Genomic DNA, 13,913 nt, shown 5'->3' with positions numbered 1-13,913 from the left:
CCGGAGAACTAAACCATGGAATTTTTCCGTTTCCGCAAAGACATTCCGTTCATGCAGCGCGCGTTGATCTTCAACGCGATCTCGCTGCTGACGTTTGTCGCCGCTGTGTTCTTCCTGCTGCATCGCGGGCTGCACCTGTCGGTGGAATTCACCGGCGGCACCGTCATCGAAGTGCAGTATCCGGGCGCCGCGCCGCTTGAACCGGTGCGCGGCACCCTGGCCAAGCTCGGTTATGCCGACGCGCAAGTGCAGAACTTCGGCACCTCGCGTGACGTGCTGATCCGCCTGCCGCTCAAGCAAGGCTTGACGTCCGCGCAACAGAGCGACCAGGTGATGGGCGCGCTGAAGGCGGAAACGCCGCAGGTGCAATTGCAACGCGTCGAGTTCGTCGGTCCGCAGGTCGGCAAGGAACTCGCCACCGACGGCCTGCTCGCGCTCGCCTGCGTGGTGGTGGGCATCGTGATCTACCTGTCGTTCCGCTTCGAATGGAAGTACGCGGTGGCCGGCGTGATCGCGAACTTGCACGACGTGATCATCATTCTCGGCTTCTTCGCGTTCTTCCAGTGGGAGTTCTCGCTGTCGGTGCTGGCTGCGGTGCTCGCGGTGCTCGGCTATTCGGTGAACGAATCGGTGGTTATTTTCGACCGGATTCGCGAGACCTTCCGCCGCGAACGCAAGATGACCGTGATCGAAGTGATCAACCACGCAATCACCAGCACGATGTCGCGCACGATCATCACCCACGGCTGTACGCAGATGATGGTGCTGTCGATGTTCCTGTTCGGCGGCCCTACGCTGCACTACTTCGCTCTGGCGCTGACGGTCGGTATTCTGTTCGGCATCTACTCGTCGGTGTTCGTCGCCGCGGCGCTCGCCATGTGGTTCGGCGTGAAGCGCGAAGATCTGGTGAAGGACAAGAAGGAACGCACGGATCCGAACGACCCGAACGCGGGCGCGCAAGTTTGATCTTGCTGTCGACCTCGCGGTAAAAAAGGCCGGTTCTCTCGAACCGGCCTTTTACGTTTACCGCTCTACCGCCCGCACGCCGCGACCATCGCCCTGCTCTGCCCCGCCGTGCAAAGGCCTTCTGGCAGCTCTATCTGAACCCGAGTTTACGCCGCGCCGCCATCAGCGCCGCCAGACTCACCGCCGCGGCGAAAATCATGTAGTAGCTCGGCGCGGCCTTCGAACCCGTGAAGCTGATCAGCCACGCGATAATGAACGGCCCGAAGCCGCCGAAGATCGTCACCGCGATGTTGTAGGCGAGCGACATGCCGGTCGTACGCGTCTGCACCGGAAACATCTCGGAGAGCAGGCCCGGCAGCGCTGCGAAATAACCGGTCATCAGGAAGCCGAACACGATCTGCAGCGCGATCAGTGTGCCGAAAGTCGGATGCGAGACCAGATACACGAAGGCCGGATTGATCAGCACGAGAAGCAACAGCGCCGATGCCAGCATGATCGTGGTGCGCCCATGCCGGTCCGACAGATGGCCGACCAGCGGCGAAAACAGCATCTGGATCACACCGGTCAGCGCAATCGCCGCGAACGCGACCGATGGCGCAAGACCCAGCTGCTTCACGCCGTAGGTCGGCATGAACAGCACCAGATACGTCGACACCGTCCCGAGCACCACCACGCCGATCGCGATCACAAGGCGCAGCTTCTGGCTCGTGAAGGTGTCGCGCAACGGCGTCGTAGTCGTTTCGGCGGCGAGGAACTCGGGCGTCTCGTCGAGTCTCGTGCGAATGTACCAGGCCACCGGCCCGATCAGGAGCCCGAACAAGAACGGCACACGCCAGCCCCACGAGGCCATCTGCTCCGGCGACAGCTTGCCGGTCAACAGCGCGCCGAAGCCGGCGGCCAGCAGCGTCGTGAGCCCCTGGCTCGCTACCTGCCAGCTCGCGAAGAAGCCGCGCCGCGCCGGCACGTGCTCAGCGAGAAACGCCGTCGCGCTGCCGAACTCGCCGCCCGCCGAAAAGCCTTGCATCAAACGCGCCGCCACGAGGATCACCGGCGCGGCAATCCCGATGCTTTGATAGGTCGGCAAAATCGCGATGATCAGCGTGCCCGTCATCATCAGCAGGATCGACAGCGTGAGCGCCGCCTTGCGGCCCGCGCGGTCCGCATACGCGCCGATCACGATCGCACCGAGCGGGCGCATGAAGAACGACACGCCGAAGGTGCCGAGCGTGAGCAGCATCGACACTGTCTCGTTGCCCGCTGGAAAAAACAGCTTCGAGATGATCAGCGCGAAAAACCCGTACACCACCAGATCGAACCATTCCAGCGCGTTGCCGATCGACGCGGCGACCACCGCGCGCCACGAGTTTTGCCGGCTCCCCACCACGCTTGCTGCTGTCGTTGCATTCATGCAGATCTCCGATGCGCGCGAAATATTATCGATGCCATGCAGGCTTCAAGTCCGGTACTGCCTCATTGGATGCACGCACAACCAATGCGGCGTCAGCGCTCTATGTACCTGAAAAATTAAAACGGCGCGAGCGGCAAATGCCGGGCCGCCGCCGCGCAAGGTTTGCAGCGTTTTCGGGCTGGCCAGCAAAAAACCGCTTCGTCGCCAAAGCGAACGAAGCGGTTTTTTGTTGCGGCGCAACGGCCGGGCCGCGCGCACCACGCGCACCACGCGAAAACGAATGCGTGAACGCGTAACGATTCGTGAACGCGCTTACTCCTGCTTGATGCCTTCAGCCTGAATATGCAGCTTGGTGTCCATGCTGAAGCCGTACTTGCTGCCGAAATCCATGCCGTACTCCGCGCGGCTGAAATGGCCGCTGGCTTCCACCCCGCACACTTCGCGCTTGAGCACCGGATGCGGCATGCATTTGAACGATTCGATCTTCAGATTGAGCGGCTTGGTCACGCCATGCATCGTCAGGCTGCCGACCACTTCAGCAGGCTTGTCGCCGTCGAACTTGATTTCAGTGCCTTTGTAGGTCGCCGAAGGAAACTTGGCCACGTCGAAGAACTCGGGCGTCTTCAGATGCTCGTCGAGCTTGGTGTTGCCGGTTTCGATCGAAGCCGGGTCGACGGTCACCTCCACCGTGCCGGTTTTGGCCGCACGGTCGAGCGTCACGGTGCCCGAACTCTTGATGAACTTGCCGCGCCACACCGAGAGGCCGCCGAGGTGATCCGCCTCGAAGCTCGGAAAGGTGTGCGCCGGATCGAGCTGATAGGTATCGGCGGCGAACGCGCCGAGCGAGAAGGAAGAAGCCAGCGCGCCGACGGCGATCAACAGGGATGTTTTCAACTCATGCTCCTTTGTTCTGAAAGAAAAGCAACCGCGCCCGAACAGCGCAGCGAACGTCACTTGCGTGCTGCAACGACATGAAACTTGATCGTCACTTCATCGGCGACCACCGATGTGTCTTTCCATTCGCCGGTGCCGATATCGAACTGCGAACGCTTGATCGGCAGTGCACCGTCGAAGGTCTGCGTCGCGCCCTGCTGGGTGACCGTGACCGGCACCACCACTGTCTGCGATTTGCCCTTGATGGTCAGCTTGCCGGTCACCTTGAACTGATTGCCGCCGGCCGGTGCAATCGCGCTCGACACGAAGGTCGCGGTCGGATACGTCTTTGCGTCGAACCAGTCCTTGTCGCGCACCTGCTCGTTGTAGCTTTCGTCGCCGAGATCGTAGCTGGCGACGTCGATCGTGATCTGCGCGCTGCCTTCGACCGGCTTGGCCGGATCGAACTTCACTTGCGCGGTGAATTTGCCGAACTTGCCTTCCACCGGCACGTTCATCTGCTTCGAAGTGGCCGTCACCGTGCTCTTCGCGACGTCGACCTGTGCGAGCGCGCTGCCGGCCGCGGTGAGCGAGGCCGCTGCGAACGCGGCGAGCATGTAGCGATAAAACGAGACTTTCATGGTTATCCTTATTTGATGAAAGGGAGCATGCGCGACAACAGGCCGTCGCGGTCCAGCCATTGATGCTTGAGCGCCGCCGCCACATGCAGTGCGACCAGTACGAGAAGCGTGTAGTTCAGCACGATATGCACGCTCTTCAACAGTTCCTTGAGATGCGGGTCCGGTGCGATCAGGCGCGGCAGCGGGATCAGCCCGAGGTACACCACCGGCACATTGGCCGCGGAGCTATACAGATAGCCCGATACGGGAATCACGATCATCAGCACGTACAGCAGCAGATGCGTGAGATGCGCGGCGGCGCGCTGCCAGGCCGGCATGCGGCGCGGCATCGGCGGCGCGCCATATATGGCGCGCCACAGAATGCGCAGCACGGCGAGCACGAACACTGTCACGCCGATCCACTTGTGCCAGGAAAAGTAGCGCAGCTTGGTCGGCGTGAAGCCTGGGATGCCCGTCATCACCCAACCGAGCGCGAAGCCGCACACGATCAGCAACGCGATCAGCCAGTGGAAGGCGATGGCGGTCCGCGTGTACGACTCCCGGCCACCGAAAGAAGGATTGAGTGCCATGACAGGTCAACGCTAGAGAGAGGTTAACGGCGCAGCCGGCCCTGCTATTCCCCGATGTCTGTGCAGCCTGGATCGGGCCATGCAATTTAACGAGGGGGGTCGCGGCACACGCCAAGGCCGCCATGCTACCCCAAGCGGAAAAAGCTGGCTGCCGTCGTATGGAACAGACCGTCGCCACCCATTTTCATCCAACGAGGCCGGCATTGAACAATGAGGGCCTGAAGCTGTCAGAGCCAAATCAGATTTCCTGTAAGACAGATTCAAATGCCCGCGCAGCCTGGCTCACAGCCGCATTGAGCGCGGCGGCCAGGCGCGTTTGGTACTATGGCTCCACATTTTCGCCAGACTCGCCCTTAACAACCGGCATTGCAGGCCTCCCCTCACGTCGTTAGCCCTTGTGCCGTATGGAACATGACAACCTGATCGCGTGCCATGAGTGCGATACGCTGTTCCGCAAGCCACGGCTTGTCGGTCGTACGGTCGCGCGCTGTCCGCGCTGCGGCGCGACGCTCTACAGCGGCGTCTCCCGCAAGCTCGACAGCATCTGCGCGATGACCCTCGGCGCGCTGATCACCTTTCTGATCGCCCAGGGATTCCCGATCGTCGAACTGGAAACCAACGGCATCACCTCGCAGACCACGCTGTTCGGCGCGCTCGTCGCGCTATGGACCGAGGACATGCAGATCGTCGCGATCATGGTGTTCTGTTCGACCATCCTGTTTCCGCTGACCGAACTGGTCGCGCTGCTCTACGTGCTGATCCCGCTGCGCGCCGGGTATGTGCCGCCCGCCTTCAACCGGGTGTTGCGCGCGATTCAATTCGTGCGCCCATGGGGCATGATCGAAGTGTTCATGCTCGGCGTGCTGATCACGATTGTGAAGATGGTGAGTCTCGCGCGCGTGATTCCCGAAGCGGCGCTGTTCGCGTTCGGCGCGTTGACGCTGATGTTCGCGGTGGTCGTCACCTTCGACCCGCGCATTCTGTGGGATCTCGCCGACGAAATGAACGGCCACAAGCGGCGCCCGCTGCCGCGCACCGAGGCCGATAGCGCGGCGGCCGCCGTCAATATCGCGGAGGAGCCGCCCGCGCCCTCCACGGGCCAGGCCGATGCGCCACCGGCGCCGCATCAGGAATGAGCGCACGATGAAATACGTCACTGCGAAGCGCGCGGGCCTGGTCGCCTGCCATGCGTGCGGACGCGTCGAGCCGCGTATCCGCTCCGTCACGCCGCAGCATTGCAGCCGTTGCGGCGCGGTGCTGCACCGGCGCAATCCCGACAGCCTGATGCGCACCTGGGCGCTATTGATCGCGGCGGCCTTGCTGTATATTCCGGCGAATCTGCTGCCGGTGATGCACACCTCGTCGCTGCTCGGGTCCGAAGACGACACCATCATGAGCGGCGTCGTCTATTTCTGGACCTCGGGCGACTGGCCGTTAGCGGTGATCGTGTTCGTCGCCAGCATCATGGTGCCGATGCTCAAGCTCAGCGTGCTGGTGCTGCTCACCGTCACGGCGCAGCGCGGTTCGCGCTGGCGGCCGGAGCAGCGCACCACGCTGTACCGGATGGTCGAACGGATCGGGCGCTGGTCGATGCTCGACGTGTTCGTCGTCACGCTGACAGTCGCGCTGGTGCGCTTCAAGTCGCTGGCCGTGATCACAGCCGGACCGGGCGCCATTGCCTTCGGTTCGGTGGTGATTCTGACCATGATGGCATCCATGCAATTCGATCCACGGCTCATCTGGGACAACGTGGAAGGCCGTACTCAAAAACCTCAGGACTTCGATCATGACTAGCCCGCAAGGACCGACGCCCGCCTCCGATGCGCCGCGCAACGATTCGAACGGACCCAGGCTACCGCCCCAATTGCCAGACCCCGACATTGAGCCGAACAGCCGCTGGCTGCCTTCGCTGGTCTGGGTGATTCCGCTGATCGCCGCGCTGATCGGCGTCGCGCTCGTGATCAAGTCGGTGACCGAAAGAGGCCCGACCATCACCATCAGTTTCGTCAGCGCCGAAGGGCTCGAGCCCGGCAAGACCAAGGTCAAGTACAAGGACGTCGACGTCGGCTCGGTGAAGACCATCATGCTGTCGAAGGATCTGTCGCACGTGCTGGTCCAGGTACTGCTTACGAAGGAAGCTGAAGACTTCGCGGTGAAAGATTCGCGCTTCTGGGTGGTGCGGCCGCGGATCGGCGCGAGCGGTGTGTCGGGGCTCAGCACACTGCTGTCGGGCGCGTACATCGGCGCGGACGCCGGCCATTCGCCGGACAGCGAGTCGCGCTTCGTCGGGCTCGAAACGCCGCCGCCCATTACCGGCGGCCAGAAAGGCCATCAGTTCATCCTGCGCGGCGATTCGCTCGGCTCGATCGACATCGGCTCGCCGATTTTCTACCGGCGCGTGCAGGTCGGCCAGGTGGTCGGTTTCTCGCTCGACAAGGACGGCACCGGCGTGACGATGCAGGTGTTCGTGGCTGCGCCGTTCGACCAGTACGTCGGCACCAACTCGCGCTGGTGGCATGCGAGCGGCGTCGACTTGCGGCTCGATTCGAGCGGCTTCAAGCTGAACACCCAGTCGCTCGCGACCGTGATCGTCGGCGGCCTGTCGTTCCAGTCGCCGGCGGGCCAGGGCGTGGGCGCGCAGGCGCCGAACAACACGACCTTCCGCCTCGGCTCCGACGAAACGGACGCGATGCGCGAACCGGACGGCGTGCCGTTACGCGTGGTGATGAACTTCAACCAGTCGCTGCGCGGGCTATCCGTTGGCGCGCCGGTCGATTTCCGCGGCATCGTGCTCGGCCAGGTGACCAACATCGGCATCGACTACGATCCGAAGACGCGTACCTTCACGATGCCGGTGACGATGAACCTGTACCCCGACCGCCTCGGCAGGCGCTTCCGCGAATCGGCGCCGACGCCGGGCACGCTGGCTGGGCAGAACTTGTTGCAACAGCTCGTCAAGCATGGTCTGCGTGGCCAGTTGCGTACCGGCAACCTGATCACGAGCCAGTTGTACGTGGCGCTGGATATTTTCCCGAAGGCGCCGCCGGCCACGGTCGACGTGACGGGCGATCCGCTCGAGTTGCCGACGATTCCGAACACGCTCGACGAACTGCAACTGCAAGTCGCCGATATTGCGAAGAAGCTCGACAAGGTGCCGTTCGACCAGATCGGGACGAACCTGAACAGCGCGCTGAAGAACGCCGACCAGCTGTTCGCGCGGCTCGACAAGGAAGTCGTGCCGCAGGCGCGCGACACTCTGGCGGCGGCGAAGCAGACCTTCGGTTCGGCCGAGGCGGCCTTGCAGCAGGATTCGCCGTTGCAGTCGGATGTTCATCAGGCGTTGCAGGAATTGACGCGCACGTTGCAGTCGTTGAATGCGCTGTCGGACTATCTGGAGCGTCATCCGGAATCGCTGTTGCGCGGTAAATCAGGAGATAAACCATGATGTTTGCCCGGCTCCCCCGCCCGCCGCGCGGGCTCGTGCGCGGCGCTGCTTATGTTGGCGCTCTGGCCGGACTGGTGGCGATGGCGGCGTGTTCGTCGCCGGCTAGCCGGTTTTATACGCTCAGCGATGGTGGTGCTTCTGCTGCTTCTGCTGCTTCTGCTGCTTCTGCTGCTTCTGCTGCTTCTGCTGCAGCGCCGGTTAGCGCGCGGACTTCGGCGGCGCCGGCGTGGCTGATCGAAGTCGCGCCGATCGACGTGCCGTCTCAAGTGGCCAAGACTCAGTTCGTCGTGCAGACGGGACCAACGCAGGTCCAGGTGCTGGAGCAGGAGCGTTGGGCCTCGCTGCCCGGCGATGAGATTCGTCGTGCGTTGTCGACTGGCCTCACGCAGCAGTTGGGCACGATCGACGTGTATGGCACCGCTTATCCGGATACCGTGCCTGTCTATCGGGTCAGCATGAATGTGCAACGGTTCGAGTCATGGCCTGGGGCGCATGCGTTGATCGACGCTGTCTGGAGCGTACGGGCCGTACGCAGTACAGCTGTGATGACTTGCCGGAGTGTTGTTAGTGAGCCGGTTGGCGGCGGCTATGACGCTCTGGTTAATGGGCATCGGTTGGCATTGCAGCAGATTTCTTTGCAGATTGCTGCTGGGGTGAAGGTGATGGCTGCTTCTGCCTCGCAGGGGAAGGCCAGTTCCACTGGCAAGGGGACTGTTGTTGCTCCGGCTGTGCCTACTTGTCCTTCTGTTGTTGGCACTACTGGTTAAGGTTTTCTTTTGCCTTTGGCGGCGGCATTTTGTGGTTTGCATGCAGTGGTCTTGATTTTTTTGCCTACGCGGCGCTTCTTGTGTCTGTTTGCCTACGGCGTTGGTCTTGGTTTTTTTGCCTTTGGCGGTGGCATTGTTCTGTGTGTCTGCGGCAGTGGTCCTTTCTTGATTTTTGCCTACGCGGCGCTTATGTTCGTGCTGCCTGCGGCGTTGGCCTTTCCTTGATTTGGTATTGGTCTATTAGCTTTCCCCCTGTGCGGGGGAGCACCTACTTTTCTTTGCCGGCCGCAAAGAAAAGTAGGCAAAAGAAAGCGGCTCAAACCGCTAATTCTGAAGCGGGCACCTCGGTCAGCCACCGGTAGTGGAAACCTGCCGGACCACACCGTGGTCCATGAATGCCTGTGACAAAGCAGTCATCCACCCCTTCTCGCGCTGCGCGCTCGCCGGCAAGGTCCATCCCAAACCTCCCGCTTCGTTTTGCGCGAGCAGGGGCCATCGGCTTCGCCTCGGCGGGGTGCAGATCTGGATTGCTGTGTTGAGCAGAACTTGAGCGTAACGGCGCTGCGCCTACGCGTGAAATGGCGAGCTACGCCCCGCGCAAAACGCGGGCGCCAAACGTAGTGGGTGGTTGGATGAAGTACCTTTCCGGCGAGCGCGCAGCGCGAGAAGGGGTGGATGACTGCCTTGTCACCAGGGCGTGAAGGTGCACTGGCACAGATCAGGTGGCCTCCACTCCCCGTCGATCATAGAGGTGCCCGCTTAGTACTTGCGGTGTGAAGCCGCTTTCTTTTGCCTACTTTTCTTTGCGGCCGGCGCCCCGAAGGAAGTCCCCTTGGGGGACAAAGAAAAGTAGGTGCTCCCCCGCACAGGGGGAAAGCTAATAGACCACAAAGAAAACAAGGAAAGGCCAAAGAAGTCAGAACAGCGAAAGGCACTGCCGTAGGAAAAAACACAACCAGAAAGCGCCGCACAGGCAAAAAAGCCAAGACCAACGCCGTAGGCAAACAGACACAAGAAGCGCCGCGAAGGCAAAAAAATCAAGACCACTGCATGCAAGCCACAAATTGCCGCCGCCAAAGGCAAATCAGAAAAATTATGCAAAACCTCAACCAGAAGAAAAATAACATGCCATATCCTTCCATCTAACGACCACCAGAGCGCCGCAGGCAAAAAAGAATGTTCACTTCTATCCAAAGATTCATAAAAAAATGGCGCGCTTCCCGCGACAGCGGCCACCAGCTAGATGCGCTGCTAGCGATCGCTGACAAGACCGCGCCTTACCCTGACCGCAGCGAGTGGCTGATAGAACTCGCGCATTGGATCCACCGCGGGGGCGCCGTGCAGCCGGCCGCATCCAGCACCGCATCCGGCACCGCTTCTGACGCCGCCTCCGATTCGCGCTCGATCCCAGCGCACACCCGAATCCGTTACCTGCTCAACGTCCTCGACCGCAACCCCGCGTGGAAGGCAAACGTCGCCGGCATCCTCCGCGCGCTGCTGCGCGAAAGCGACAGCCTCTCGCTCCTCTGCGATGCAGGCATGCCGGTCCACTCAGGCTTCTTCGGCGCGCTGTTCGAACGGTTCGAGGCTTCGCTGATTCCGCCCGCGCCCAACCGGCGCGATCTCACCGCGATCGTCAGGCTGATGTTCAACTCCGAGCGCGACGCGCAGTGGATCGACGCCACCCCCACCGATCTGCTCACCCGCATCCGCGCCCTCTTCGACTACGAGCAAGACGAAAACGAGCCGCGCGAAACCACGCCGCTCTCACTCGACCTGCTGGCCGCGCTGCACAACCTCACCTGCCAGATCAGCTCGACCGGCCTGTCGCAAACCGTACGCAGCCGCCTCGGCGAAGTCGACGTCCGCGATGCCGGCGATGTGCGCGTCGCCATGGAAAAGCAGCCTTTCTACGGGCTCACACGCGCGATGCTCGCAGTCGAAGCCGCGCATCAGGCCGTCGTCGAAGGCGCGCCGCAAGACAAGCTGCTGCATGAGGTCAACTATCTGCGGCTGCTGCTCGATGAATGCCGCAGCGCCACCGACAACGTCTTCGCACACCTCTATCGCAACGGCGTCAGCGTCGATATCGTGTTCCAGGTCGAGCGGATGCGCATGCGCATCGTGCGCGCCGAGCTTCTGCTCAACGCATGGATGGCACAGGACGATCCGCACGCCGGCGCGCGTCTGACTGCCGAGCTGGTGAACGCGAATCATGCGAGCCAAAGCGTCGCCCACCTGGTGCGCAGCAATTTCTCGCTGCTCGCGCGCAAGGTCGTCGAATACAGCGCCGACACCGGCGAGCACTACATCGCGCGCGATCGCGCCGAGTACCTGAAGATGCTGCGCATGGCAGCCGGCGGCGGACTCGTCACCGTCGTCACGGTGTGCGTGAAGTTCGCGATCACCGGCGCGCATCTGCAATCGATGTTCGAAGGCCTGCTGGCCGGCATCAACTACGCCGCCAGCTTCCTGCTGATGCACTTCCTGCACTTCTCGCTCGCCACCAAGCAGCCGGCGATGACGGCGCCCACCCTCGCCCGCGAACTCGACGGGACCGGCACGCCTGCAGGCGTGGACAGCTTCGTGAGTTCGGTGACCGCGCTGATCCGCACGCAAGCAGCAGCCGTGCTCGGCAACGTTCTGCTGGTGTTCCCCGTGTGCCTCGGCGTGCAATTGCTGTGGCACATGCTGTTCCACGCCAACCTCATTTCGCCGGAGAAAGCTCACGCTACATTGCATTCGTTCGCGCTGCTCGGGCCGACGCCGTTCTACGCGGCGCTGACCGGCGTGCTGCTCTGGTCATCGAGCCTGCTCGCAGGCTGGGCGGATAACTGGTTCGTCCTGCATCGCGTGGCCGATGCGCTCGCCTACAACCGGCGGCTGCGCATGACGCTCGGTGCGGCCGGCGCCGCCCGTCTCGCGCAGTTCTGCCGCTCGAACGTGGCAGGCGTCGCGGGCAATATCACGCTCGGCCTGATGCTCGGTCTCGTGCCCGCGATCCTCACCGCCTTCGCGTTCGCTTTTGAAGTGCGCCACGTCACGCTCAGCGCCGGCTCGATCGGCGTCGCGCTCGGCGTGCTCGGCAAAGACGCGTTGAAGTTGCCGGAGCTGTGGTGGGCGGTCGCGGGCGTCGGCAGCATGGCGATCCTGAACGTGGCCGTGAGCTTCGCGCTTGCCTTCTACATGGCGGTGAAATCGCGCGATTTGCGGCGCAATACGGTGCGCTCGCTGCGCGGCGCGATCTGGCAGCGCGTGTTCCAGCGTCCGCTCGAACTGGTGTGGCCGGTGCGCGCCCGGGCGCCTCACCTCGACCGCGTACAATAGCGCCTTATCCAACGCCTTCCGGCAACCTCAATGTCCTTCGATTTCTTCCTTCCCTGTCCGCGCGGACTTGAAGCCTCGCTCGCCGCCGAACTCGCCGAAATTGCCGCGAAGCATCTGAACGGCGCGCCGTTCACGGCCGGCGCACAAGTGCCGGGCGGCGTGCACTTCCGCGGGGGCTGGGCTGCCGGCATGGCCGCCAACCTGCATTCGCGCCTCGCGAGCCGCGTACTGCTGAAAATCGCGCATCGCCCGTACCGCAGCGAGCAGGACATCTACGCGCTCGCGCTCGAACAGCGTTGGGAACAGTGGTTCTCCGCAAACGAAACGCTGCGCGTGGACGTCACGGCGATCAAATCGCCGCTGCGCAGCCTCGAATTCGCGACGCTGCGCGTCAAGGACGCGATCTGCGACCGTCTGCGCGAAGTCAGCGGCGCGCGTCCGAGCATCGACACCGGCATGCCCGACGTGCGCGTCTTCGCGTTCCTGACCGCCACCGATTGCACGCTCTACCTCGACACCTCCGGCGACCCGCTCTTCAAGCGCGGCTGGCGTCTCGACAAGGGCGCGGCGCCGCTGCGCGAGAACCTCGCGGCGGGCATCCTGCGTCTGACCGGCTGGACCGCCGGCACGCCGCTGTACGACCCGATGTGCGGCAGCGGCACGTTCCTCGCGGAAGCCGCGCAGGTCGCGCTGAATATCGCGCCGGGAGCCGAACGCCGCTTCGGCTTCGAAAAGCTCAAGCAATACGAAGCGAAGACGTGGCAAACGCTGAAGGCCGCCGCGCTGGATGCGAAGCACGCCGCCCGCAGTTCGCGCGCCGATCTGCAGATTTTCGGCAGCGACATTTCCGGCGACATGCTGGACAAGGCACGTGCGAACTTCCAGCGCGCCGGCCTGCCGTCCATTCCGCTCAAACAGGTCGACGCGCGCGGCATGACCGCGCCGTCGCCGGAGCCGGGCATTCTCGTCGCGAATCCGCCGTATGGCGAGCGGATCGAAGTGCGTGGCCGCAACGCGCGCGGCGAAGTCCGCGAAGGCCGCGGCAATCGTGAAGGCCGCGAAGACGACGGTTTCCGCCGCGCCCAGGAAGAAGCGCCGGACAGCGAATTTTTCCAGTCGTTCGGCGACGCGCTGAAACAGCGCTTCACCGGCTGGCACGCGTTCATTCTCACGTCGGATCGCAAGCTGCCTGGCCAGTTGCGTCTGCGCGAGTCGACCAAAACGCCGCTCTTCAATGGCGCGCTCGAATGCCGGCTGTTCCGCTTCGACCTGATTGCGGGCAGCGTCCGGCAACGGCCGCAGAACGATACGCCGGCGGCTTGAGCCGGTAGCGCAACAGCCTTTGTGAGAAGCCGCGGACCCAAAAGGTCCGCGGCTTTTTTTCGTCTGAGCGGGCCCGCGTCTATTCGCGCTTCCGCCACGCCCTACTGACACTACGCTGTCAGCAGCCCCCCTGCACACTCCCTCTCACGCCATCCGGCGCTTTGCACGGCTTACCCGCCATCCCTAGGAGAGTGACATGTCCGCATCATCCAAAGTTGTTGCATGGTTCGAGATTCCGTCGGTCGATTTCGATCGCGCCGTTCGGTTTTATGAAACCGCGCTCGACGTCAAACTGAATCGCCAGGAGCTCGGCGGCCAGCCGATCGCGATCTTCGGCTACGAGGAACCGGCCACCGGCGGCGCAATCGTCCACAGCCCGTCGATGACGCCGACCGACGACGGCGTGCTCGTCTACCTGAACGCGCAACCGACCGTCGACGCCACGCTCGCCCGCGTCGAACAGGCCGGCGGCAAGGTGGACGGACCGGTGATCAAGCTGCCGCAGGACATTGGCTACATCGCGTTCTTCACCGATACGGAAGGCAACCGCCTGGGTCTGCATTCGCGGACCCACGGTTAAACGGCCCGGCGGCG

At 63.0% G+C, this 13,913-nt stretch carries 15 protein-coding genes; 10 read left to right on the top strand and 5 right to left on the bottom strand.

Features of this window, described 5'->3' with window-relative positions; genetic code table 11:
- Positions 1-15: 15 nt before the first annotated feature.
- A complete protein-coding gene (secF, locus tag AC07WT_RS02455) occupies positions 16-966 on the top strand; it encodes a protein translocase subunit SecF (RefSeq protein WP_492594007.1) in 951 nt (316 codons plus the stop codon).
- A 130-nt stretch (positions 967-1,096) separates the two neighbouring features.
- On the opposite strand, the gene AC07WT_RS02450 is transcribed toward secF, so the two are convergent.
- A complete protein-coding gene (locus AC07WT_RS02450; RefSeq protein ID WP_494945919.1) occupies positions 1,097-2,374 on the bottom strand; it encodes an MFS transporter in 1,278 nt (425 codons plus the stop codon).
- 11 nt (positions 2,375-2,385) lie between these two features.
- On the opposite strand from AC07WT_RS02450, the gene AC07WT_RS02445 reads away from it, so the two are divergent.
- Positions 2,386-2,670, top strand: coding sequence for a hypothetical protein (locus tag AC07WT_RS02445; RefSeq protein WP_494945918.1), 285 nt, complete (start codon positions 2,386-2,388; stop codon positions 2,668-2,670).
- A gap of 16 nt (positions 2,671-2,686) precedes the next feature.
- Here the strand turns inward: AC07WT_RS02445 and AC07WT_RS02440 are convergent, their stop codons facing one another.
- From AC07WT_RS02440 to AC07WT_RS02430, 3 genes are all read right to left on the bottom strand, one after another.
- Entirely contained in the window at positions 2,687-3,256 is a 570-nt protein-coding gene (locus AC07WT_RS02440) for a YceI family protein (protein ID WP_494948366.1), read from the bottom strand.
- A gap of 68 nt (positions 3,257-3,324) precedes the next feature.
- Entirely contained in the window at positions 3,325-3,888 is a 564-nt protein-coding gene (locus AC07WT_RS02435; RefSeq protein WP_494945917.1) for a YceI family protein, read from the bottom strand.
- Positions 3,889-3,896: 8 nt separating this feature from the next.
- On the bottom strand, positions 3,897-4,457 hold the full coding sequence (locus AC07WT_RS02430; RefSeq protein WP_492594011.1) for a cytochrome b: 561 nt from the start codon (positions 4,455-4,457) through the stop codon (positions 3,897-3,899).
- 404 nt (positions 4,458-4,861) lie between these two features.
- Between AC07WT_RS02430 and AC07WT_RS02425 the strand changes: the two genes are divergently transcribed.
- From AC07WT_RS02425 to AC07WT_RS02405, 5 genes are read left to right on the top strand one after another with little or no spacing between them, the layout of a single operon-like run.
- Positions 4,862-5,593, top strand: coding sequence for a paraquat-inducible protein A (locus AC07WT_RS02425; RefSeq protein ID WP_494945916.1), 732 nt, complete (start codon positions 4,862-4,864; stop codon positions 5,591-5,593).
- A gap of 7 nt (positions 5,594-5,600) precedes the next feature.
- Positions 5,601-6,251 (top strand): paraquat-inducible protein A, encoded by a 651-nt coding sequence (locus AC07WT_RS02420; RefSeq protein WP_492594013.1) that lies wholly within the window; start codon positions 5,601-5,603, stop codon positions 6,249-6,251.
- Entirely contained in the window at positions 6,244-7,902 is a 1,659-nt protein-coding gene (locus tag AC07WT_RS02415; RefSeq protein WP_494945915.1) for a PqiB family protein, read from the top strand. Before AC07WT_RS02420 ends, AC07WT_RS02415 begins: the two co-directional genes overlap by 8 nt.
- The gene (locus AC07WT_RS02410; protein WP_494945914.1) at positions 7,899-8,669 is read left to right on the top strand and encodes a PqiC family protein; all 771 of its coding nucleotides are present in this window, start codon (positions 7,899-7,901) and stop codon (positions 8,667-8,669) included. The genes AC07WT_RS02415 and AC07WT_RS02410 overlap by 4 nt, the downstream gene beginning before the upstream one ends.
- A 9-nt stretch (positions 8,670-8,678) precedes the next feature.
- Positions 8,679-8,894 carry a hypothetical protein gene (locus AC07WT_RS02405; protein ID WP_494945913.1) on the top strand — a complete coding sequence of 72 codons (216 nt, stop codon included), beginning with the start codon at positions 8,679-8,681 and terminating at the stop codon, positions 8,892-8,894.
- Between the two features lie 534 nt (positions 8,895-9,428).
- Here the strand turns inward: AC07WT_RS02405 and AC07WT_RS02400 are convergent.
- On the bottom strand, positions 9,429-9,905 hold the full coding sequence (locus tag AC07WT_RS02400) for a hypothetical protein (protein WP_494948458.1): 477 nt from the start codon (positions 9,903-9,905) through the stop codon (positions 9,429-9,431).
- Here AC07WT_RS02400 and AC07WT_RS02395 point away from each other — a divergent pair.
- The 3 genes from AC07WT_RS02395 to AC07WT_RS02385 all read left to right on the top strand — a co-directional run bounded on the left by AC07WT_RS02395 (position 9,846) and on the right by AC07WT_RS02385 (position 13,899).
- Complete coding sequence (locus AC07WT_RS02395) at positions 9,846-11,996, top strand: site-specific recombinase (protein ID WP_494945912.1); 2,151 nt, start codon at positions 9,846-9,848, stop codon at positions 11,994-11,996. The genes AC07WT_RS02400 and AC07WT_RS02395 overlap by 60 nt on opposite strands.
- A gap of 30 nt (positions 11,997-12,026) precedes the next feature.
- On the top strand, positions 12,027-13,319 hold the full coding sequence (locus AC07WT_RS02390) for a THUMP domain-containing class I SAM-dependent RNA methyltransferase (protein ID WP_492595224.1): 1,293 nt from the start codon (positions 12,027-12,029) through the stop codon (positions 13,317-13,319).
- Positions 13,320-13,515: 196 nt separating this feature from the next.
- Entirely contained in the window at positions 13,516-13,899 is a 384-nt protein-coding gene (locus tag AC07WT_RS02385) for a VOC family protein (protein WP_494945911.1), read from the top strand.
- Positions 13,900-13,913: the final 14 nt, after the last annotated feature.

Source organism: Paraburkholderia sp. GW821-FHT02A12 (assembly GCF_059422005.1).
The sequence above is the reverse complement of the archived record's forward strand: the minus strand, read 5'-3'. Positions and strand labels throughout refer to the sequence as shown.

Excerpts from the sequence above, each read along its gene's own strand:
- secF (WP_492594007.1), top strand. The coding sequence starts at position 16 with ATGGAATTTTTCCGTTTCCGCAAAGACATTCCGTTCATGCAGCGCGCG.
- AC07WT_RS02450 (WP_494945919.1), bottom strand. The coding sequence starts at position 2,374 with ATGAATGCAACGACAGCAGCAAGCGTGGTGGGGAGCCGGCAAAACTCG.
- AC07WT_RS02445 (WP_494945918.1), top strand. The coding sequence starts at position 2,386 with ATGCGCGCGAAATATTATCGATGCCATGCAGGCTTCAAGTCCGGTACT.
- AC07WT_RS02435 (WP_494945917.1), bottom strand. The coding sequence starts at position 3,888 with ATGAAAGTCTCGTTTTATCGCTACATGCTCGCCGCGTTCGCAGCGGCC.
- AC07WT_RS02430 (WP_492594011.1), bottom strand. The coding sequence starts at position 4,457 with ATGGCACTCAATCCTTCTTTCGGTGGCCGGGAGTCGTACACGCGGACC.
- AC07WT_RS02425 (WP_494945916.1), top strand. The coding sequence starts at position 4,862 with ATGGAACATGACAACCTGATCGCGTGCCATGAGTGCGATACGCTGTTC.
- AC07WT_RS02420 (WP_492594013.1), top strand. The coding sequence starts at position 5,601 with ATGAAATACGTCACTGCGAAGCGCGCGGGCCTGGTCGCCTGCCATGCG.
- AC07WT_RS02415 (WP_494945915.1), top strand. The coding sequence starts at position 6,244 with ATGACTAGCCCGCAAGGACCGACGCCCGCCTCCGATGCGCCGCGCAAC.
- AC07WT_RS02410 (WP_494945914.1), top strand. The coding sequence starts at position 7,899 with ATGATGTTTGCCCGGCTCCCCCGCCCGCCGCGCGGGCTCGTGCGCGGC.
- AC07WT_RS02395 (WP_494945912.1), top strand. The coding sequence starts at position 9,846 with ATGTTCACTTCTATCCAAAGATTCATAAAAAAATGGCGCGCTTCCCGC.
- AC07WT_RS02390 (WP_492595224.1), top strand. The coding sequence starts at position 12,027 with ATGTCCTTCGATTTCTTCCTTCCCTGTCCGCGCGGACTTGAAGCCTCG.
- AC07WT_RS02385 (WP_494945911.1), top strand. The coding sequence starts at position 13,516 with ATGTCCGCATCATCCAAAGTTGTTGCATGGTTCGAGATTCCGTCGGTC.